21 protein-coding genes are annotated in these 21,089 nt (G+C 67.3%); 14 read left to right on the top strand and 7 right to left on the bottom strand.

Features of this window, described 5'->3' with window-relative positions; translation table 11 throughout:
* The first annotated feature begins 49 nt into the window (after positions 1–49).
* Positions 50–1,225, top strand: a complete 1,176-nt coding sequence (locus CEX87_RS13325) for an NAD(P)/FAD-dependent oxidoreductase (RefSeq protein WP_064400133.1) — start codon at positions 50–52, stop codon at positions 1,223–1,225.
* Here CEX87_RS13325 and CEX87_RS13320 read toward each other — a convergent pair whose 3' ends face one another.
* From CEX87_RS13320 to mftR, 4 genes are all read right to left on the bottom strand, one after another.
* A complete protein-coding gene (locus CEX87_RS13320; RefSeq protein WP_064400132.1) occupies positions 1,226–2,506 on the bottom strand; it encodes a VOC family protein in 1,281 nt (426 codons plus the stop codon).
* Entirely contained in the window at positions 2,503–3,027 is a 525-nt protein-coding gene (locus CEX87_RS13315) for an RNA polymerase sigma factor (protein ID WP_064400205.1), read from the bottom strand. Before CEX87_RS13315 ends, CEX87_RS13320 begins: the two co-directional genes overlap by 4 nt.
* Positions 3,028–3,106: 79 nt before the next feature.
* On the bottom strand, positions 3,107–4,765 hold the full coding sequence (locus CEX87_RS13310) for an NAD-dependent malic enzyme (protein WP_094287658.1): 1,659 nt from the start codon (positions 4,763–4,765) through the stop codon (positions 3,107–3,109).
* 57 nt (positions 4,766–4,822) lie between these two features.
* The gene (mftR, locus tag CEX87_RS13305; RefSeq protein ID WP_094287657.1) at positions 4,823–5,422 is read right to left on the bottom strand and encodes a mycofactocin system transcriptional regulator; all 600 of its coding nucleotides are present in this window, start codon (positions 5,420–5,422) and stop codon (positions 4,823–4,825) included.
* Between the two features lie 104 nt (positions 5,423–5,526).
* On the opposite strand from mftR, the gene mftA reads away from it, so the two are divergent.
* From mftA to mftG, 7 genes are all read left to right on the top strand, one after another.
* A complete protein-coding gene (gene mftA / locus CEX87_RS13300; protein WP_094287720.1) occupies positions 5,527–5,619 on the top strand; it encodes a mycofactocin precursor MftA in 93 nt (30 codons plus the stop codon).
* Positions 5,604–5,921, top strand: a complete 318-nt coding sequence (gene mftB, locus CEX87_RS13295; RefSeq protein WP_198957218.1) for a mycofactocin biosynthesis chaperone MftB — start codon at positions 5,604–5,606, stop codon at positions 5,919–5,921. The genes mftA and mftB overlap by 16 nt, the downstream gene beginning before the upstream one ends.
* A complete protein-coding gene (gene mftC, locus CEX87_RS13290) occupies positions 5,918–7,153 on the top strand; it encodes a mycofactocin radical SAM maturase (protein ID WP_094287655.1) in 1,236 nt (411 codons plus the stop codon). Before mftB ends, mftC begins: the two co-directional genes overlap by 4 nt.
* Positions 7,154–7,155: 2 nt before the next feature.
* Entirely contained in the window at positions 7,156–8,346 is a 1,191-nt protein-coding gene (gene mftD / locus CEX87_RS13285; protein WP_064400204.1) for a pre-mycofactocin synthase MftD, read from the top strand.
* Between the two features lie 132 nt (positions 8,347–8,478).
* A complete protein-coding gene (gene mftE, locus CEX87_RS13280) occupies positions 8,479–9,222 on the top strand; it encodes a mycofactocin biosynthesis peptidyl-dipeptidase MftE (RefSeq protein ID WP_064400126.1) in 744 nt (247 codons plus the stop codon).
* The gene (mftF, locus tag CEX87_RS13275) at positions 9,219–10,631 is read left to right on the top strand and encodes a mycofactocin biosynthesis glycosyltransferase MftF (RefSeq protein WP_064400125.1); all 1,413 of its coding nucleotides are present in this window, start codon (positions 9,219–9,221) and stop codon (positions 10,629–10,631) included. The genes mftE and mftF overlap by 4 nt, the downstream gene beginning before the upstream one ends.
* A 14-nt stretch (positions 10,632–10,645) precedes the next feature.
* Positions 10,646–12,097 carry a mycofactocin dehydrogenase MftG gene (gene mftG, locus CEX87_RS13270; protein WP_233151381.1) on the top strand — a complete coding sequence of 484 codons (1,452 nt, stop codon included), beginning with the start codon at positions 10,646–10,648 and terminating at the stop codon, positions 12,095–12,097.
* Here the strand turns inward: mftG and CEX87_RS13265 are convergent.
* Positions 12,020–13,669 carry an MFS transporter gene (locus CEX87_RS13265; protein WP_094287653.1) on the bottom strand — a complete coding sequence of 550 codons (1,650 nt, stop codon included), beginning with the start codon at positions 13,667–13,669 and terminating at the stop codon, positions 12,020–12,022. The genes mftG and CEX87_RS13265 overlap by 78 nt on opposite strands.
* Before the next feature lie 90 nt (positions 13,670–13,759).
* Here CEX87_RS13265 and CEX87_RS13260 point away from each other — a divergent pair, with 90 nt between their 5' ends.
* Complete coding sequence (locus CEX87_RS13260) at positions 13,760–14,413, top strand: TetR/AcrR family transcriptional regulator (protein WP_094287652.1); 654 nt, start codon at positions 13,760–13,762, stop codon at positions 14,411–14,413.
* Here the strand turns inward: CEX87_RS13260 and CEX87_RS13255 are convergent.
* The gene (locus CEX87_RS13255) at positions 14,379–15,641 is read right to left on the bottom strand and encodes a cytochrome P450 (RefSeq protein ID WP_064419514.1); all 1,263 of its coding nucleotides are present in this window, start codon (positions 15,639–15,641) and stop codon (positions 14,379–14,381) included. The genes CEX87_RS13260 and CEX87_RS13255 overlap by 35 nt on opposite strands.
* 111 nt (positions 15,642–15,752) lie before the next feature.
* A complete protein-coding gene (locus tag CEX87_RS13250; RefSeq protein WP_064400121.1) occupies positions 15,753–17,003 on the bottom strand; it encodes a cytochrome P450 in 1,251 nt (416 codons plus the stop codon).
* A 54-nt stretch (positions 17,004–17,057) separates the two neighbouring features.
* On the opposite strand from CEX87_RS13250, the gene CEX87_RS13245 reads away from it, so the two are divergent.
* The 5 genes from CEX87_RS13245 to rplW all read left to right on the top strand — a co-directional run bounded on the left by CEX87_RS13245 (position 17,058) and on the right by rplW (position 21,060).
* Entirely contained in the window at positions 17,058–18,698 is a 1,641-nt protein-coding gene (locus CEX87_RS13245) for a carboxylesterase/lipase family protein (RefSeq protein WP_094287650.1), read from the top strand.
* 383 nt (positions 18,699–19,081) lie between these two features.
* Complete coding sequence (gene rpsJ / locus CEX87_RS13240) at positions 19,082–19,387, top strand: 30S ribosomal protein S10 (protein ID WP_003883485.1); 306 nt, start codon at positions 19,082–19,084, stop codon at positions 19,385–19,387.
* A gap of 28 nt (positions 19,388–19,415) precedes the next feature.
* Entirely contained in the window at positions 19,416–20,090 is a 675-nt protein-coding gene (gene rplC / locus CEX87_RS13235) for a 50S ribosomal protein L3 (RefSeq protein WP_064400120.1), read from the top strand.
* A complete protein-coding gene (rplD, locus tag CEX87_RS13230; protein ID WP_064400119.1) occupies positions 20,090–20,758 on the top strand; it encodes a 50S ribosomal protein L4 in 669 nt (222 codons plus the stop codon). The genes rplC and rplD overlap by 1 nt, the downstream gene beginning before the upstream one ends.
* Positions 20,758–21,060, top strand: coding sequence for a 50S ribosomal protein L23 (rplW, locus tag CEX87_RS13225; protein ID WP_064400118.1), 303 nt, complete (start codon positions 20,758–20,760; stop codon positions 21,058–21,060). The genes rplD and rplW overlap by 1 nt, the downstream gene beginning before the upstream one ends.
* Positions 21,061–21,089: the final 29 nt, after the last annotated feature.

Raw genomic sequence — 21,089 nt, 5'->3', positions numbered from 1 at the left:
GCCCGGGGTGGCGGACAAAAGGCAGTAGGGATCGTGTAAGAAACTGCCCATGACCACATCAGCGGGCATCGTCATCGTCGGCGGCGGACTCGCGGCCGCCCGCACCGCCGAACAGTTGCGCCGGTCGGAATACAGCGGTCCGGTCACGATCGTCAGCGACGAGGACCATCTGCCCTACGATCGGCCCCCGCTGTCGAAGGAGGTGCTGCGCTCCGAGACCGACGACGTCAGCCTCAAGCCCGCGGAGTTCTACGAGGAGAACGACATCACCGTGCTGCTGGGCAACGGCGCGCGGTCCGTCGACACGGCCACCCAGACGTTGACGCTCGCCGACGGCACCGAGCTGCCCTACGACGAACTCATCATCGCTACGGGCCTGGTGCCCAAGCGCATTCCGTCCTTCCCCGACCTCGCAGGAATCCACGTGCTGCGCAATTACGACGAGAGCGTGGCCCTGCGGCAGGAGGCCGGTTCGGCTCGTCGCGCCGTCGTCGTCGGAGCCGGCTTCATCGGCTGCGAGGTGGCGGCGAGCCTGCGCAAGCTCGGCGTCGATGTCGCGTTGGTGGAGCCGCAACCGGCGCCCCTGGCGTCGGTTCTCGGCGAGCAGATCGGTGAGCTGGTGGCCCGGGTGCACCGCGCCGAGGGTGTCGACGTCCGCTGCGGCGTCGGCGTTTCGGAAGTGCAGGGCTCGGATCGCGTCGAGACGGTGGTGCTCAGCGACGGCACCGAACTCGAAGCGGATCTGGTGGTCGTCGGCATCGGATCGCGCCCGTCGACCGACTGGCTCGAAGGCAGCGGCCTCAAGCTCGACAACGGGGTGGTCTGCGACGACCACGGCCGCGCCAGCGCGCCGCATGTCTGGGCCATCGGCGACGTCGCGTCATGGCGACACAACCTCGGCCACCAAGTGCGCGTTGAGCATTGGAGCAACGTCGCCGACCAGGCCCGTGTCCTGGTGCCGACGATGCTCGGGCAGGAACCCCCGACCGCGGTCTCGGTGCCGTACTTCTGGAGCGACCAGTACGACGTCAAGATCCAATGCCTCGGTGAACCGGAGGCCGAAGACGTCGTCCACGTCGTCGAGGACGACGGTCGTAAATTCCTCGCCTACTACGAGCGTGACGGTGTGGTGGCCGGGGTCGTCGGCGGTGGCATGCCGGGCAAGGTGATGAAGGTGCGCGCCAAGATCGCCGCGCGCGCACCCATCGCCGACCTCCTCGGCTGACTAGAGCTCGCCGAGGTAAAAGCGGGTGCCCTGGTCGTCGGTGCACAGCGCGGACTTCCCGTAGGACTGCTGCGACGGCTCGTCGATGACCGTGCCGCCCGCCTCCCGCACCCGCGCCGCCGCGGCATCGATGTCGTCGACCGTCCACATCGGCACGGTCACCGCATCTGCGTTACCACCTGCGACGCCGGACATCGGATGCGTCTCGCGCACCCCCCAGCCATCGTCGACGTGCCCGGGTTCGAAACTCCAGAACAAGAACCTGCTGTAGAACTCCTTGAACGCGCTGGAGTCCGGAACCTGATAGGTGATGTACGAAAGTTCCCCCGGCCCAGTGCCGTTGAGGGCTGGACGCGGTGTGCCCGGCGCCGGCCGGAAGACCGCGAATGCCATCCCGGTGGGGTCGGTGGCGTCGATGACGGTACCGAAGTCGAACTCCTGAGTCCGGCCCACGCTGCCGCCGCCGTCGACGATCGACTGCCGCGCGCCGTCGAGATCGGTGACCGCATAGCAGCACAGCATGCCCTGCGGCCTGTCGACGCTGAAGATGCCGATCCGCTGGTCGGTGTTGGTCACCTGGTGGGTCACGGGGTCATAGGTCCAGCCGAGCACATGACCGTAGAACCGCGCGGCCGCCTCGGCGTCTGGCACCCACACCGACACGTAGCCGACGTCACCGTGCTGGATCGGGACGGCCGCAGCCGTCACGGGCCCGGTGAGCATCCAGCGGTGGCCGAACGGATCGACGATCGCTGCGCTGCGCGCGCCGTAGTTCTCGTACGGCTCGCGCTGCACCTCGGCGCCGTGCCTGCGAGCCCGTTCGAGCACCGTGTCCGTATCGGCGACATGCAGCATCAAGCTCACCGAAACAGACTGCCTTGCAGGAGCTCTCAGCCCGATCTCGGGATACTCGTCGGCGAGGTAGAGCACGCCGTCGCCGATCGCCAACTCGGCGTGGCCGATGCGGCCGTCGTCCATCTCGAAGGGTTCACCGACCACAGCGGCGTCGAACGCGTCGACGTACCACGCGATCGCATCGCGAGCATTGCGGACCGTCAGGTACGGAAGTGCCGCCGACCGGGGGACCGTTGGCGCGACGGTCGGCTCGGACAGTTCGGCGATGGCGGTATCGGTTCCACTCATGACGACCTCCTCGGTTCGATTCGGTAGGGAAAGCGCCGACTCCAGTCGGGCGCGCAGCGCGGCGGCGAAAGCCGGGTCGGGGGCGACCGGAAGTTCGTCGCCGCGCAGCACGGCCAGCGGATCGTGGCTGTTGTTCACGACTGCCTCCCTTCCGGTTCCGGGTAGTGAGCGCGAAACGCTTTGCGGGCCCGCACCAGCAGCGCCTCTGTCGCGTGCACCGTGCGGCCGATGAGCTCGGCGCACTCGGGCACCGAGCAGTCGTCCATGTAGCGCAGTGCCAGAACCGTGCGGTGCTGCTCGGGCAGCTTGGCGAGCACGCTTTCGGCGACGATGCGGTCGAGTTCGGCGTCCCAGTCGTCGGGCGGCTCGACGGGTTCGGGCAGTTCGGCGACCGGCGTGGTGAACCGGTCGTGGCGGCGCCGGTAGTGGTCGGCCAACTTGTGGCGCGCCACCCCGAGCAACCACGGCACGGTCATCGGTGGCGGAGCGGCTTTTCTGGCGGCGTCCATCGCCGCCAGAAAAGTTTCCGACGTCAGGTCTTCGGCGGTTCCACGGTCACCACAGCGTCGGACGAAGTATCCGTACACCACTGGTAGGGATTCGTCGTACAGCGCGAGCAGCTCCCGTGGAGCGTCGGTGCCATTCGGTTCGGCGCTCACACCCATATCGTCGCCGTTACGCGCCGAACTCCGACGGTTCCGGCGGAACTTTTTTGCGCTGGCGGACAGGGTTGCAGGATCAGCCCCGGTATTCGGGAGTCCACCGCACGTCGGTGATCCGCTGCGCCAGCTCGTCGGGCTTGCGGGTGGGTGCGAAGCCGTCGGCGACGGCTTGTGTCGCGACCGCCTGCGCAATGCGTATGGCCACATCGGGGATGTCCGACCACGCGGGCAGCAACGGTGCCCCGGCATCGACGAGCGCGGGGGACGCGTCGCCGAGCGCCGCGGCCGCGGCCCGCATCATCTCGTCGGTCACCCGTGTCGCCTGCGCCGCGGTGACGGCCAGGCCCATCGCGGGGAAGATGTAGGCGTTGTTGCATTGGGCGATCGGCCGCTCCACCCCGTCGCGATCCAGCGGAGCGAACGGCGAACCCGTCGCCATCAATGCGCGTCCGCCGGTCCAGGTGTCGAGTTCGGCTGGGTGGGCCTCGGCCCGGCTGGTGGGGTTGGACAGCGGGAAGATGATCGGGCGATCGACCTTGGCAGCCATTTCGCGCACGATGTCCTCGGTGAACGCCCCTGTGGCGGTTGATAATCCGAGTAGGACGCCGGCATCGACATGATGGATGACGTCGGCGAGTTGAGCCGGCCCGGACAAGCCCCAGCTCGCCACCCGCCCGGCGGGTTGGGCGAAGGCCCGCTGGCCGGGGGACAGGTCGGTGCGGTCGTCGGTGAGCAGACCGTTGATGTCCACCACCCAGACCTGTGCCGACGCCTGCTGAGCCGACAGGCCCTCGCTGACCATCTGACGGTGCACCATCTGGAGCACCCCGATGCCTGCCGAGCCGGCGCCCAGCATCACCACCTGCTGCTGTGACAGCGGGCGTCCCACCACCTTGGCCGCGCCGTGCAGCGCGCCCAACGTGACCGCGGCGGTGCCTTGGATGTCGTCGTTGAAAGTGAGCAGCTTGTCGCGATAGCGCTGCAGGATCGGCAGCGCGTGCGCGGTGGCGAAGTCCTCCCACTGCAGAAGGACGTCGGGCAGCTCGTCGCGCACCGTGGTGACGAAATCGTCGATGAACGAGTAATACTCGTCGTCACCGATGCGGCGGTGCCGCCAGCCGAGGTACTGCGGGTCCTCGAGCAGCTCGACGTTGTCGGTGCCCACGTCCAGCAGCACGGGCAGCGTGCGGGCCGGGTCGATGCCGCCGATCAGCGTGTACAGGGAGAGCTTCCCGATGGGAATACCCATGCCGCCGATGCCCTGATCGCCCAGACCCAAGATGCGCTGACCGTCGGTGACGACGATGACGTCGACCTCCCGTCGCGGGCGGTTGCGCAGCATTTCGCGCAGGAACTCGCGGTCGGGGTAGGAGACGAACAGCCCGCGCGGGCGCCGGTAGATCTCGCTGAAGCGCTGGCACGCCTCGCCGACGGTCGGTGTGTAGACGATCGGCATGGTTTCGGCGATATGGTCGCGCAGCACCCGGTAGAACAGTGTCTCGTTGCGGTCCTGCAGGTTTCGAAGATAGATGTGCCTGTCCAGCGGGTCGCGGCGCCTGCTGAATTCGCGCCATGAATGTTCGGTCTGCTGCTCGAGGCTCTTCTCGGCCGAAGGAAGCAGCCCCAGCAGCCCGAATCGGCGGCGTTCTGCGTGGCTGAAAGCCGTTCCCTTCGTCCACAGGGAGTCGTAGAGCAGATCGTGACCTGTCTTCTGCTCGGCGCTGTGCTCGGCCATCGGCGTCCTTTCGCGACCGCCCCAAGCTATCGCGGTGGCCGAGCGCGCCGAGGTGATTCAGCGATCGAGTGCCCACAGCCCGTCGGCGACGGTGTCGAACGCCGCACCGAGCGCCTGAGCCAGGGAGACTTTCTCGTCGGCCAGCCAGTGTTCGTACGCCGAGAGCGCGACGCCGAGCATCGTCCACGCCACCGTCTGCGGTATCAGGTCGCCTGCGGTGGCTTCGAGGCGTTTGGCGACGAACTCGGCAACTACGCCGCGCCAGCCGGCGTACATGGTCATCGAGTAGGCCTGCAGCGCGGCGGTCTCCAAAATCACCCGCATGCGCATCCGGTGGCGCGCCGTCTCGGCGGCATCGAAGCTATTGAACGCCAGCAACGCGGTGCGCAGCGCCTCGCCGATGGGCACCTCGGGATCGAGATCGGCCAACAGGTTTCTCATGTGGGCCAGATGAGCGTCGAAATCGCCCCAGGGCAGGGCGTTCTTGGACGGGTAGTAGCGGAATAGCGTGCGCCGCGCGATTCCGGCGGCTTCGGCGATGTCGTCCACGCTGACGTCGTCGAACCCGTTAGTGGCAAAGAGGTCGATGGCAACGTTGCTGATGTGGTCCCACGTCGTGGAGCGCCGGCGGCCCACCCGGTGCTGGTCCGGCACCATAGGGGCCCCCCTTTCCATTTAGGCACTCGATGCCATATTATTGCGACCTCGATCACAGTTGTCGAGAACCGGTGATATTGAAAGGCGCAGCCATGGAGGGCCAAATGGAACCGCAGCAGCAGGACCAGAACGACGAGCTGGTTACCGAGACGCTCGTCGAAGAGGTGTCGATCGACGGGATGTGCGGGGTCTACTGATCGTGACCTCGTCGTCGGCGGTGCCCGAGCAAGGCATCGCATTCGACCCGGAGCTCGGCTGGCGGCTGCACCACCAGGTGGCGGTGCGGCCGGAGCCGTTCGGGGCGCTGCTCTACCACTTCGGGACGCGCAAGCTGTCGTTCCTGAAGAACCGGACCATCGTCGACGTCGTCAACGCCTTGTCCGACCATCCCGACGTCCGATCCGCCTGCCGTGCCGTCGGTATCGACGACGCGCAGCAGGCGCCGTACCTGCAGGCACTCGGCGTGCTTGCTCGATCGAAAATGCTGGTGCCGCAATGACATCGACCGAAGCCGTACGTGTGCCCAAGCTGGTTGAGCAGTTCGAGCACGGACTCGACGCCCCGATCTGCCTGACTTGGGAACTGACCTACGCCTGCAACCTGGCGTGCGTGCACTGCCTGTCGTCGTCGGGTAAGCGCGATCCGCGCGAGCTGACCACTGCGCAGTGCAAGGACATCATCGACGAGCTCGAGCGCATGCAGGTCTTCTACGTCAACATCGGGGGCGGCGAGCCGACCGTGCGTTCGGACTTCTGGGAGCTCGTCGACTACGCCACCGCCCACCACGTCGGTGTGAAGTTCTCCACCAACGGTGTGCGCATCACACCCGAGGTCGCGGCCCGGCTGGCCGCCAGCGATTACGTCGACGTGCAGATCTCCCTCGACGGCGCGACCGCGGAGATCAACGACGCCGTCCGCGGGGCGGGCTCGTTCGGAATGGCGACCAGGGCCCTGCAGAACCTGGCCGACGCCGGTTTCAAGGACGCCAAGATCTCGGTGGTCGTGACGCGCCACAATGTCGATCAGCTCGACGACTTCGCCGCTCTTGCAGCGCAATACGGCGCAACGCTGCGGATCACACGGCTGCGGCCGTCGGGTCGGGGCGCCGATGTCTGGGATGACCTGCACCCCACCGCCGACCAGCAGGTCCAGCTCTACAACTGGCTGGTCGCCAAGGGTGAGCGGGTGCTGACCGGCGACTCGTTCTTCCACCTCGCCGGGTTGGGTGAGCCCGGCGCGCTCGCCGGACTGAACCTGTGCGGCGCCGGCCGCGTCGTCTGCCTGATCGATCCCGTCGGCGATGTCTACGCGTGCCCGTTCGCCATCCACGACCGGTTCCACGCCGGAAACATCTTGACCGACGGCGGTTTTCAGAATGTCTGGCAAAACGCGCCGCTCTTCCGCGAGCTGCGCGAACCGCAGTCCGCCGGTGCGTGCGGCAGTTGCGGGCACTACGACAGCTGCCGCGGCGGGTGCATGGCCGCCAAGTTCTTCACCGGGCTGCCGATGGACGGCCCGGACCCCGAGTGCGTGGAGGGCTACGGCGCTCCCGCCCTGGCTCAAGATCGGGTCAAGCCGAAGTCCAGCGTCGACCACTCGCGATCCGGTCCGGTGATGCTGAAGCTGCTCACGACGCCTCCCCGATCGAATGTCGGCGCCGGGGCGCCTCCCCGATCCGATGTCGGCGCCGGGGCGCCTCCGAAACGTCTCTGCAACGAAAGTCCGGTGTGATCATGGCCGACACCTGGTTCGAAACGGTCGCCGCCGCTCAGGAGCGGGCGAAGCGCAGGCTTCCCAAGCCGGTCTACTCGGCGCTCATCGCCGCCAGCGAGAAGGGCGTGACGGTCTCCGACAACGTCGAGGCGTTCGCCGAGTTGGGCTTCGCGCCGCACGTCGTCGGCGCCACGGAGAAGCGCGATCTCGCCACCACCGTGATGGGACAACAGATTTCGCTGCCGGTGCTGATCTCCCCGACCGGCGTGCAGGCGGTCCACCCGGACGGTGAGGTCGCGGTCGCACGCGCGGCCGCCGCGCGCGGCACCGCGATGGGCCTGTCGTCGTTCGCCAGCAAGCCGATCGAGGAGGTGATCGCGACCAACCCCAAGCTCTTCTTCCAGGTGTACTGGCTGGGCGGGCGCGACGCGATCGCGGCCCGGGTCGAGCGCGCGCGGCAGGCGGGTGCGGTCGGTCTGATCGTCACCACGGACTGGAGCTTCTCGCACGGCCGCGACTGGGGCAGCCCGAAGATCCCCGAGCAGATGGACCTGCGCACCACCGTGCGCATGCTTCCGACAGGGCTGACCAAACCGCGGTGGATGTGGCAGTGGGGTAAGACCCTGCGGCCGCCGAACCTGCGGGTTCCCAATCAGGCCTCGCGAGGCGAGGAGGGCCCGCCGTTCTTCGCCGCGTACGGCGAGTGGATGGGCACCCCGCCGCCGACCTGGGAGGACATCGCCTGGCTGCGCGAGCTGTGGGGCGGTCCTTTCATGCTCAAGGGCGTGATGCGTGTCGACGACGCGAAACGTGCTGTGGACGCCGGTGTTTCAGCGATCTCGGTGTCCAATCACGGCGGTAACAACCTGGACGGGACGCCGGCATCGATTCGCGCCCTGCCGCCGATCGTCGAGGCGGTCGGTGACGACATCGAGGTGGTGCTCGACGGAGGCATCCGGCGGGGCAGCGACGTGGTCAAGGCGGTCGCGCTCGGTGCCCGCGCGGTCATGATCGGGCGGGCGTACCTGTGGGGTCTGGCCGCCAACGGGCAGGCCGGTGTCGAGAATGTGCTCGACGTCCTGCGGGGAGGCATCGATTCTGCATTGATGGGTCTGGGTCGCGCGTCGGTACATGATCTTGGGCCCGACGACGTCCTGGTCCCTCCCGGGTTCATCCGGGAGCTCGGCGTGCCCGGAGGTTCGGCCACCTGACGGCGGGCCCTGCGGTCGGGAACGTGCTGGTACAGGCGGGGCGCAGGGGGCTGGGGGGACGACGCCGGCGCCGGCGGCGAGAAATTCGGTGAATCAATTGCTGCGCATGCTTCAACAATTGGCGCACGACAGGTGAATTCGGCCTACCATCGGCGGGTGCCATCTGTCAGCTCGCTCGCGAATGCGACGTCGAAGCAGCTGCAGAGCAAGCCGTCAGCCCTCCTCGTGCCCGTCGGATCCACCGAGCAGCACGGCCCTCATCTCCCGCTGGACACCGACACCCGCATCGCGACGGCCGTTTGTGGGGCGGTTGCTGACCGGCTCGCCGACACCGACGGCGTGAACTGGATGGTCGCCCCCGCCATCGGTTACGGCGCGAGCGGCGAGCACGAGGAGTTCAGCGGCACCGTTTCGATCGGGACATCCGCGCTGAGGCTGTTGCTGGTGGAGTACGGCCGGTCGGCATCCCGGTGGGCGTCACGGCTGGTCTTCGTCAACGGCCATGGCGGCAACGTCGAAGCGCTGGCCGCCGCGACCGCTTTGCTGCGCTACGAGGGCCGGGACGCGGGATGGTGCTCGTGCACGGTGGCGGGTGCCGATGCGCACGCGGGCCATACCGAAACCTCTGTATTGCTACATATTTCGCCGCAGGACGTCCGTATCGACGAGCGGGTGCCCGGCAACATGGCGCCCCTTCGCGAGTTGATCCCCGAACTGCGGCGGGGCGGAGTGGCCGCGGTCAGTGAGGTCGGTGTGCTCGGCGATCCCACCACCGCGACCGTGGAGGACGGCGCCCGCATTTTTCCCGATATGGTCGAAACATGCCTTCGGCGGATCACGCGCTGGGCACCCGACCGCGACGGGATGCTCACATGACGGGACCGCGACTGCCCGACGGTTTCGCCGTTCAGGTGGACCGCCGGGTGAAGGTGCTCGGCGACGGGTCGGCCCTACTCGGCGGCTCCCCGACCCGCCTCCTTCGGTTGGCGCCGGCGGCGCAGACCATGCTCAATGGCGGCAGGCTCGAAGTGCACGACGCCGTCAGCGCCCAGTTGGCCCGGACCCTTCTCGACGCGACGGTCGCGCACCCCCGTCCCGCCAGCGGCCCTTCGCACCGGGACGTAACCGTAGTGATACCGGTGCGCGACAATGCTTCTGGGGTCCGTCGGCTGCTCACCGCCGTGCGCGGTCTGCGGGTGGTCGTCGTCGACGACGGCTCTGAGACACCACTCGAGGCGGCCGACTTCGCCGACGTCCACGCCGGGGTCCAGGTGGTGCGACACGAGCGCAGCCGCGGACCCGCGGCCGCCCGCAACACCGGTCTGGCCGCGTGCACGACCGACTTCGTGGCTTTCCTGGACAGCGACGTCGTACCACGGCGCGGCTGGCTGGAGGCGCTGCTGGGCCACTTCTGTGACCCCGCCGTGGCCCTGGTCGCACCGCGCATCGTCGGCCTCCGCGAACCGGACAATGTGGTCGCCCGCTACGAGGCGGTGCGCTCCTCGCTGGACCTGGGTCTGCGGGAGGCCCCGGTGATGCCCTACGGCACGGTGTCCTATGTACCCAGTGCCGCGATCATCGGCCGGCGGGCCATGCTGGGGGAGGTCGGCGGCTTCGACGAGACGCTGACCTCGGGTGAGGATGTCGATCTGTGCTGGCGACTCATCGAATCCGGTGCGCGTCTGCGCTACGAGCCCATCGCGTTGGTGGCGCACGACCATCGGACCCAACTGCGAGAGTGGTTCTCGCGCAGGTCTTTCTACGGTGAAGCCGCCGCACCGCTGTCGGTGCGTCATCCCGGTAAGACCGCTCCGCTGGTGATCTCGGGCTGGACGTTGGTGGCCTGGATGCTGATGGCGATGGGTTCGTCGATCGGATATCTGGCCTCGATCGTCGTCGCAACCATCACCGGCAGGCGCATCGCCAAGTCCCTGTCGAGTGTGGAGCCCGAACCCAAGGACGTCGCCGTCGTGGCCGCACACGGACTGTGGTCCGCAGCGATGCAACTGGCATCGGCGATCTGCCGGCACTACTGGCCGGTCGCGCTCGTCGCGGCACTCTTGTCCCGACGATGCCGACAGGTCGTGCTCGTGGCCGCGGTGGTGGAAGGGGTCGTCGACTGGCTGACCCGGAGCCGAAACACCGAAGACGAAACCCAACGGGTCGGCCTGCTCACCTACATCGCCCTCAAGCGCCTCGACGATATCGCCTACGGGGCAGGTCTGTGGACTGGTGTTGTCCGTGAGCGTCATCTCGGTGCGCTCAAACCCCAGATCCGGACCTGAGACGACCCTGCCGCGTGCGCAGTGCTCCAATACCTCCCCTCCGCAGTGACGTCCTGATCGTCGGTGCCGGCAGCGCCGGATCCGTTCTGGCCGAGCGGCTCTCCGCCGACCCGGCATGCACCGTCACCGTCGTCGAATCGGGTCCCGGGCCGTCCGACCCCCGGGTCTCGGCGCAGATCAACGACGGGCTACGGCTGCCCATCGGCACCGCGAGTTCAGTGGTGCGGCGGTACCCGACCACCTTGACCGTCGATCCGCTGCGTCATGCGATGCTCATGCGTGGCGAGGTGGTCGGAGGATCGGGCGCCGTCAACGGCGGCTACTTCTGCCGTGGGCTCCCGTCGGATTTCGACGACTGGCGCCTGCCCGGCTGGGCATGGCCGGATGTGCTCCCGCACTTCCGGGCCATCGAAACCGACCTCGACTTCGACAACGCCATACACGGCTCGGAAGGGCCGATACGGATACAGCGTGTCTCCGAATTCGATGGTTGCACAGCGTCGTTCGTGACGGCGGCCACCGAAGCCGGGCATCCTTGGATAACCGATCTGAACGGTTCGACGGACGACGCACCGGTGGGCGCCGGAGTGGGCGCGGTGCCGCTGAACATCCACCAGGGTGCCCGCATGGGTCCCGGCGGGGCCTTCCTGCAACCGGCTTTGGACCGTGCGAACCTCACCTTGCTCACCAATACCCGCGTGCACCGCATCCGCATCACCGCCGGGCACGCGGTCGGCGTGGAGTGTGCAAGCCAGGACGGTGCCACTTATCTCGAGGCGGACCGGATAGTGCTGTGCACCGGAGCAATCGGGTCGGCGCAGCTTCTGATGCTCTCGGGCGTCGGCCCCCCCGAAACCCTCGAGCGGGTGGGAATACCAGTGGCGGCGAATCTGCCGGTGGGAGCGGTGATGTCGGACCACCCCGAGTGGGTGCTGCCGGTGAACTGGACGGAAACACACGGACTCCCACCTCTCGAGGCCGTGCTCACCACCGACGACTGGCTCGAAATCAGGCCGTACACAGCCGGTTTCGGAGCTATGGTGAGCGGGCGGCGCGACGACCCCGGCGACCATCCCCATATCGGTGTGACATTGATGCGGCCGAAGTCGCGAGGCGTCGTCACGGTTGTCAGCGACGACCCCGATGTGCCTCCGGTCATCGAGCACCGCTACGACAGCGAGCCCGACGACGTCGAGAAGCTGCGCGCCGGAATCGCGTTGTCCCGCGATCTCGTCGGGGCAGCCGAGGTTGGGCAGGCATCATGGTCGACGTCGCAGCATCTCTCGGGGACCGCACCGATGGGCGACGATGACGACGACGTCGCGGTGGTGGACCCGAGGTGCAGGGTGCGCGGGGTCGAGGGGCTCTGGGTGGTCGACGGGTCCGTGCTACCGGTGATCCCCAGCCGTGGCCCGCACGCCACGATCGTCATGGTCGGGCACCGAGCGGCCGAGTTCATCGTGTGACCGCGAGACGATCCTCTCAATGAAGCGAAATTGCCTTCCGTCTCGGCCGGGTGCCCACAGCGCGATGAACGCCGCGGCAACGGCGCAGAGGACACCGAGGGCGATCAGCGAGATGTGCATGGCTTCCAGGAAGGCCAACTGCGCGAGCTCAGAGAGCCGGTCGCCCTGCGGACCCAGCCGCGCGGCCACTTCGAGCGCCTCAGCCAACGAGTTCGATGCGGGCGTGCGGAGCGCCTCGGGTAGTGCCTTCAGATGCGGCGCGAGCCGGTCGCTGTACTGCGCGGCGAGCACCGAGCCCGCCACCGCGATACCCAGAGCCGCGCCGACCTCGCGGGTGGTGTCGTTGACCGCCGACGCGACACCTTGCTTCTCGTTGGGCACCGCACCCATGATCGCCGAAGTTGTTGGTGCCGTGCACAATCCGATACCGGTGGACATGATGAGCAGCGGGAGCGCCAAGTCCAAGTACGGCGAGTCGACCTCGAGTGTCCTCGCGTAGAACAGCCCCGCCGCGATCAATGCCAGACCCGTCGACACCACGAGGCGCAGACCCAGTCGCGGCAGATACCACGGTGTGGTGATGCTGAGCAGCAGAACCGGAGCCATCAGGGGAGCCAACGCCAACGCGGTCTGCAACGGGGAGTAACCCAGCAGCAACTGCATGTATTGCATTGAGACGAAGAAGAATCCGAAGTTGGCGAGGAAGAAGAACGTCACCCCGACGGCGCCGGTGGTGAAATCCGGCTTGGCGAACAGGCGGATGTCGAGCAGCGGATGCGCGCTGCGCAGCTCCCATACCGCGAAAGCGGCCGCCAACGCCACCCCGACAGCCATGCATCCGTACACCACCGGATGGGTCCAGCCGCGGATCGGCGCCTCAAGGACGCCGTAGACGAACACCGCCACGGCCCCGCCCACCAGCACCGCGCCGGGCCAATCCAATGGCGTCGCTTCCTGATCGCGAGACGAGGCCACCGTGCAGGTGAGCACGAACAGTCCGAGACCCGAGACGACGAATGCCCAGAAGATCGACTGCCACGACCAGAAGTGAAGTAGCACACCGGATCCCAAGAAGCCGACCACCGCACTCGAGCCCGCGACGCCCGCCCAGATGCCGACGGCCTTGTTGCGCTCCGCTTTCGGGTATGCGGCCGTCAACAGCGACAGGGTGGCGGGCATGACGAACGCCGCGCCGACGCCGGCCACGGCCCGGGCGATGATCAGCGCCAGCGGACCGTCGACGATCAGCGGCACGCCCGAGGCTAGCGTGAAGATACCGAGACCCGCGAGCAGAGCACCGCGGCGGCCGTACCGGTCGCCGATCGCGCCGGCCGGCAGCAACAGACACGCCAGCACCAGGGTGTAACCGTCGACCACCCACGTTAGCTGCGACTGGGTGGCCGTGGTTTCCACCGCGATGTCGGGCAGGGCGGCGTTGAGGGCGACCATCGAGCTGATCACCAGCGCGACGCCCATGCAGGCGACGGTGAGTAGCCAGACGCGCGAACGGGAGGACAGGTCTGCGACGCTCGCGCCGATATCCTGGTCAGACCGGCTGAGGGTGTCGACCATACGTCGCTCTCTTCCGAAGGAGATTTTCGAGACTAACAGTCTTGTTAGGAGACCGATAGTCTTGTTCCCGGCGAGGAGGTGGGTTAAACGATGAGCGGGGCGAGCACCGACCCGAGGCCGGCCCGGTCGCGCGCCCGCCTGCTCGACGCGGCGACGACGCTGCTGCGGGCGGGCGGTCCGAGCGCGGTCACGATCGACGCGGTCACAAGAACCGCCAACGTCGCGCGGGCCACGCTGTACCGTCACTTCCCGAGCGCCAACGACTTGATGGCGGCGGCGTTCATGAGCCTGCTCAATCCGGCGCCGATGCCGCCCGCCGAAGGCAGCCTGCGCGACCGGCTGATCGCGGTCGTCGTCGGGTGGGCGGAGTCGATCGCCGAGGTGCCCGCGATGATCACCGCCATGACATGGATGGCGTCCGGTCCGGACGTGGGGACATACTCCGAAGTGCAGCAGTCGGATTCGGATGCTGTGGGCACCCTGAGGTCACGCATCATCGCGCTGTATTCGGCACCCTTCGACGCGATCCTCGACGGCGCCCAGGCGGCCGAAGAACTCGACGAGGTGGACCGGATCCAGACGATCGCACTTCTCATCGGCCCGCTGATTCTCGGGAGGCTGTCGACGGTGGCCGACTTCGACTACCGCGCGTGCGCGGAGGCCTCCGTCGACGGATTCCTGGCCACCCACGAGAAGAGGCCGAGCGAGATCACTTCAGCGAGTACCGAATCGGAAGATGTTTGAGCCCTCCGACGAACACCGTCGCGGCTAGTTCGGGTTCCCCGGCCAGCTCGATCGAGTCCAGCCGCGGCAGCAGTTCGGTGAATAGGCTGTTCATCTCCATACGCGCCAACGCGGCACCGAGACAGAAGTGCACCCCGTAGCCGAACGAGAGATGCTTGTTGGGATCGCGGCCGACGTCGAACTTGAACGGTTCGTCGAAAATCTCCTCGTCGCGATTGGCCGAAGCGTAAGCGAGATAGACGGATTCGCCCTTGGCGATCGGGACACCACGGACCTCGGTGTCTTCGGCGGCGGTGCGCATGAACTCCTTGACCGGCGTGGTCCAGCGGATCATCTCCTCGACCGCGGTGCCCATCAATTCCGGTTGTGCCTGAAGCCGTGCGAGTTGGTCGGGATTGTCGATCAACGCGCGGAGGCCCCCGGAGATCGCATCCTTGGTGGTGTCGTGGCCTGCGGTGGCCACGATGACGTAGTACGACGCGGTGTCCACATCGGAGAGCGGCTCACCGTTGATGGTTCCGTTGGCGATCGCCGAAGCGAGGTCATCGGTCGGGTTCGCCCGGCGTGAGGCGGTCAGCTCGTGGAAATAGGCGAAGAACTCGATCACCGTCTGCAGCTTCTCCTCGGGGGTGGTGCCGCGCTGGTACTCCTCGTCGTCGCCGCCGAAGATCTCCTGGGTCAGCTTGAGCATGCGCGGGAAGTCCTCCTCTGGCAGGCCGAGCAGCGACAGGATCACATAGAGCGGGTAGTGCACCGCGATGTCCTCGACGAAGTCGCACTCGGGCCCGATGTCGCGCATCTTGTCGACGTAGCGCTTGGCCAGCTCGTCCACCCGAACCTTCAACTCGCGCATTGCCTTGGGGCGGAACCAATCCGCGCCGATCTTGCGGACATCGCGATGATGCGGGTCGTCCATGTGGATCAGCGTTCGCAGTCCCATGCCCGCTTCCAGCTGTGCCCGTGCCAGGTCGTCGGCTTCGGCGGTCGCAAGCAGTGGCCGCGGCTCGCTCAGCCACAGGTTGTTGTCGCGCTCGATCGCCATGATGTCGGCGTGCTTGGTGATCGCGTAGAACGGCCGGTACGGCGGGTGGTCCACATAGGGCACCGGGTTGTGGGCCCGAAGATGAGCAAAGGCGGCATGCAGCCGATCGTCGTCGGCATAGGCCTTGGGATCGGCGAAGACCTTCGCGGCTTCCTGTGATTTCTGGTCCATCGTCGGCGTGCTCATGGGCTCCCTCACATCCGGTATGACGAACTTGACGGGTGTCAAGCACAGTCTATGTGACCGACACCACTTAGCGCCGCGAGGGTGGCTCCCATCGCCACAACGGGTTCGACTTCAGCGCAGCGAGTATCTGATCGGCAGGTGTTTGAGTCCGCCGACGAAGATCGTCGCGATGAACTCCGGATCGCCGGCCAACTCGATCGATTCCAGCCGTGGCACCAGCTCGGTGAAGAAGCTGTTGATTTCCATACGTGCCAGCGCGGCACCGAGGCAGAAGTGCACGCCGTAACCGAATGAGAGGTGCTTGTTGGGGTCACGGCCGACGTCGAAGCGGAACGGCTCGTCGAAGACGTCCTCGTCGCGGTTGGCCGAAACGTAGGACAGCAGCACCGATTCGCCCTGCCTGATCGGCACACCGCGCACCTCGGTATCGGCGGTGGCGGTGCGCATGAATTCCTTGACCGGAGTGGTCCAGCGGATCATCTCCTCGACCGCGGTGCCCATCAGCTCCGGGTGGGCTTTCAACCGAGCGAGCTGGTCCTGGTTCTCGATCAGCGCCAGCAGACCGCCCGAGATCGCCGCGCTCGTGGTGTCGTGGCCTGCGCTGGCGACGATGACGTAGTAGGACAGGCAGTCGACGTCGTTGAGGTACTCGCCATCGATCTTCGCGTTGGCGATCGCCGATGCCAGGTCGTCGGTGGGGTTGGCCCGGCGCTCGGCGGTCAGCGCGGTGAAGTAGCGGAAGAAGTCGGTGATGACCTCGTGCAATTCCTGCGCGCTCTTGCCGCGGGTGAACTCGTCGTCGTCGCCGCCGAACATCTCCTGGGTGAGCTTGAGCATGCGCCCGAAGTCGGATTCGGGCAGGCCGAGCAGCGACAGGATCACGTAGAGCGGGAAGTTCACCGCGACCTCTTGGACGAAGTCGCATTCGGGACCTTTTTCGACCATCTTGTCCACGTAGATCTTGGCCAGTTCGTCGACGCGGGCCTTCAGCGCGCGCATCGCCTTGGGCCGGAACCAGTCCGCGCCGATTTTGCGGATGTCGCGGTGCAGCGGGTCGTCCATGTGGATCAACGTGCGCAGTCCGCCGCCGGCGGCGAGGTTGGCCTGTGACAGATCGTCCGTGGCGGCCGTGACGAGCATCGGGCGCGGCGCATTGATCCAGAGTTCGTTGTCGCGCTCGATCGTCATGATGTCGGCGTGCTTGGTGACGGCCCAGAACGGTCGGTAGTCGGGCACGTCGACATAGGACACCGGGGCGTTCTCGCGCAGGTGGGTCAATGCGGCGTGCAGGCCCGCCTCGTCGGTGTAGGCCTTCGGATCGGCCAGCACCTTAGCGGCGTCCGCGATGATCGGCGTGCTCATAGGTTCCCTCGCTCGGGGTCATTCTTGACAGCTGTCAAGTATGCACTCTAAGCGATGGTCCGGGCCGGGGGATCCGCGCCGCGTCAGTACGCTCGCGAGGTGGCGAGTGCAAGGGGCGGCCAGCCTGTCCGGCGCGGGGTCGGTCGCGCTGCGGCGGCGCTCGTCCTGTTGGCCGCCGCGGTCTCCGGTTGCGCCGAGGGTCAGACCGCTGCGGTGGAGGTGCCCGACGACCCCGGGGTGGTGCGAACCGTTGCGGGCGCGGTCCGCGGGACCGTCGCCGACGATCACCGGTACTTCGCTGGAATCCCTTACGCCGCACCGCCTCTCGGTGTACTGCGCTGGCAGTCGCCCGCGCCGGTCGAATCGTGGACGGGATTCCGTGACGCGACTCGCCCCGGTTCGCGCTGCATCCAGGACACCAGCTCCGACGTCGACCGACGCCCGCCCAGCGAGGATTGCCTGACCCTCAACGTCTGGATGCCGCCGCCGTCGGACGAACCGCAGCCGGTGATGGTGTGGATCCACGGAGGCAGCTTCCTGAACGGCAGCGGAGACATCTACCCCGCGCGGCGGTTGGCCGGTCGCGGCGTCGTCGTCGTCACGCTCAACTATCGCCTCGGGGCGCTGGGCTTCCTCGCTCATCCCGCGTTGGGTTCCGGCGGCGACGTCGGCAACTACGGCCTCGCCGACCAGCAAGCCGCGCTGCGGTGGGTCCGCGACAACATCGCCGGATTCGGCGGGGATCCGGACAGGGTCACGATCGCCGGCGAATCGGCGGGCGGGATGGCGGTGTGCGACCACCTCGTCGCGCCCGGGTCCCGAGGGTTGTTCAGCGCGGCGATCATCCAGAGCGCGCCATGTCAGGCGCAGTACGACCTGCCGGCCGCCAAGGAGGCCAGCACCGCATACGCAGCCGATGTCGGATGCGCCGATCCCCGCGTCGCGGCGGATTGCCTACGGTCTCTGCCCGCCGATCGGCTAGCGGCCCCGCTGACGTACGCCCGGTTCGGGACCGAACGCCTGAGTGGTCCGGTGGCGGGCACCGAGGCGCTACCCGAGAAGTCGTTCACCGCAATCACCAGCGGTGAGGCCGCCCGGGTGCCGGTGATGATCGGCACCACGCAAGACGAACACACGCTGTTCGCGGCGCTGCAGGCGTTGCGCGGGCGGACATTCGACGCCGCGACCTACCCCGGACTGCTGGCCGAGGCGTTCGGACCGCACGGGCCCGCCGTGGCGGCGCGGTATCCGCCGGAACGGTACGGCGGGAACGTCGCGCTGGCGTATTCGGCGGCGGTGACGGCGGCCGAATACGCGTGCGTGACCGACCGGATGGCCGACGCCCTTGCCGACCAGCCCGTCTACGCCTACGAATTCGGCGACCGTGACGCGCCGGCACCCGAACCGTTGCTCGAGGCGCCGTTCCCGGTGGGGGCGGCGCATTCGTTGGAGCTTCGCTACCTGTTCGACGTCGGCGGCGCACCACCGCTGGACCCTGCCCAACAGCGGTTGTCCGAGGAGATGGTCGACTACTGGGCGCGGTTCGTCGCGACCGGCTCACCAGGGCCCGGTTGGCCGGAGCTGACCAGCGGGCCCGCGGGTGAGCGGATGTGGCTGCAACCGGACGGCAGCCGCGTCATCACCGATTTCGAGCAGAAACACCAGTGCGCGTTCTGGGCCGGCCTGGGAAGCTGAACCCGGACGGACGCGGACTCGACGGCACCGCTGCAGTCACGGGTACGGTGGCCCTCCGGGCCCGGCGTCAGGGCCAGCGGGTATCCCGTGGCCAGGGATTTGGAGCGTGCCGTTTTCTAGGGCATACTGTTCGGGTTGCCTTGAGCCGGGACGGTGCCTGTTCGGACCGCGTGGCCGGGGCATACGACCGGCGCCCAACCGGGCGCATCCGGTGCCAATCTCGATCGCGAAGATTTTCCGAGCGGACGAGTGCGTGTGCGGGCGACACACCCGACCGCGGGGGCCGGTGGACCACAGACAGAAGAACAGCGGCGGCATGCAGCGTGACTGCGCCGGTGAGAACGGCCCGATTCCGGGCCCAGTATGAGTGAGGTAGGAGAAGCGTGGCGGGACAGAAGATCCGCATCAGGCTCAAGGCCTACGACCACGAGGCGATCGACGCCTCGGCGCGCAAGATCGTGGAAACGGTCACCAGAACCGGCGCCAGCGTGGTTGGTCCTGTGCCGCTGCCGACCGAGAAGAACGTGTACTGCGTCATCCGCTCCCCGCACAAGTACAAGGACTCGCGGGAGCACTTCGAGATGCGTACTCACAAGCGGCTGATCGACATCCTCGACCCGACGCCGAAGACCGTTGACGCCTTGATGCGCATCGATCTGCCGGCCAGCGTCGACGTCAATATCCAATAGACATCTCAGTAGGAAGTGATACCAGGACATGGCTAGCGGTAATAAATCCGCCGCCCCGCGGCGTGGCATTCTGGGCACCAAACTGGGCATGACGCAGGTGTTCGACGAGAACAACCGGGTCGTGCCGGTGACGGTCGTCAAGGCCGGGCCCAATGTGGTGACGCGTATCCGTACCCCGGAGCGCGACGGCTACAGCGCGGTGCAGTTGGCCTACGGCGAGATCAGCCCGCGCAAGGTCAATAAGCCTGTCACGGGCCAGTATTCGGCCGCCGGGGTCAACCCGCGCCGGCATCTGGCCGAGCTGCGGCTCGATGACGAGTCCGCCGCCGCCGAATACGAGGTGGGCCAGGAGCTGACCGCCGAGATCTTCGCCGACGGCAACTACGTCGACGTGACCGGCACCAGCAAGGGCAAAGGTTTCGCAGGCACGATGAAGCGGCACGGTTTCCGCGGTCAGGGCGCCAGTCACGGCGCGCAGGCTGTGCACCGCCGCCCCGGTTCGATCGGTGGCTGCGCCACGCCCGGCCGCGTGTTCAAGGGCACGCGCATGTCGGGCCGCATGGGCAACGACCGCGTGACGACGCTGAACCTGGTGGTGCACAAGGTCGATGCCGAGAACGGCGTGCTGTTGATCAAGGGCGCAATCCCCGGCCGTAACGGCGGGCTCGTGATGGTCCGCAGCGCAATCAAGAGGAGCGAGTAATGGCTCTCAAAGTTGATGTCCACACGCCGGCGGGAGCGAAAGACGGCTCCGTCGAGCTACCCGCTGAGCTGTTCGACGTCGAGGTGAACATCGCGTTGATGCACCAGGTGGTCACCGCGCAGCTGGCCGCGGCGCGGCAGGGCACGCACTCCACCAAGTCGCGCGGTGAAGTCCGCGGCGGCGGTAAGAAGCCGTACCGGCAGAAGGGCACCGGCCGCGCGCGCCAGGGCTCGATTCGGGCGCCGCAGTTCACCGGCGGAGGCATCGTGCACGGCCCCAAGCCGCGCGACTACAGCGAGCGGACCCCGAAGAAGATGATTCGGGCCGCCCTGCGCGGTGCGCTGTCCGACCGGGCGCGCAATGACCGGATCCACGCGGTCACCGAGATCGTCGCGGGCCAGACGCCGTCGACCAAGAGCGCCAAGGCGTTCCTGGCCACGCTCGTCGCCGACCGCAAGCTCGAGAAGAACAAGGTGCTCGTGGTGATCGGCCGCGCCGACGAGGTCAGCGCCAAGAGTGTGCGCAATCTTCCGGGGGTGCACGTGATCTCACCCGACCAGCTCAACACGTACGACGTGCTGAACGCTGACGACGTGATCTTCAGCGTGGAGGCGCTCAACGCCTACATCAGCGCCAACCAGACTGCGAAAGAGGAGGTGTCGGCCTGATGGCGACCGTCACTGACCCCCGCGACATCATCCTGTCGCCGGTCATCTCCGAGAAGTCGTACGGGTTGATCGAGGACAACGTCTACACGTTCATCGTGCATCCAGACTCGAACAAGACGCAGATCAAGATCGCGATCGAGAAGATCTTCGGTGTCAAGGTCGACTCGGTGAACACCGCCAACCGGCAGGGCAAGCGCAAGCGCACCCGCACCGGATACGGGAAGCGCAAGAGCACCAAGCGCGCCATCGTCACGCTGGCCGCGGGGAGCAAGCCCATCGACCTGTTCGGAGCACCGGCTTGATTTCGTCAAGCCGGCGACTGAGGAAGACC

The organism is Mycobacterium lehmannii, from assembly GCF_002245535.1.
Lineage (GTDB): Bacteria > Actinomycetota > Actinomycetes > Mycobacteriales > Mycobacteriaceae > Mycobacterium > Mycobacterium lehmannii.
Note: the sequence above shows the minus strand (reverse complement) of the source record. Positions and strands in the feature narration are given on the sequence as shown.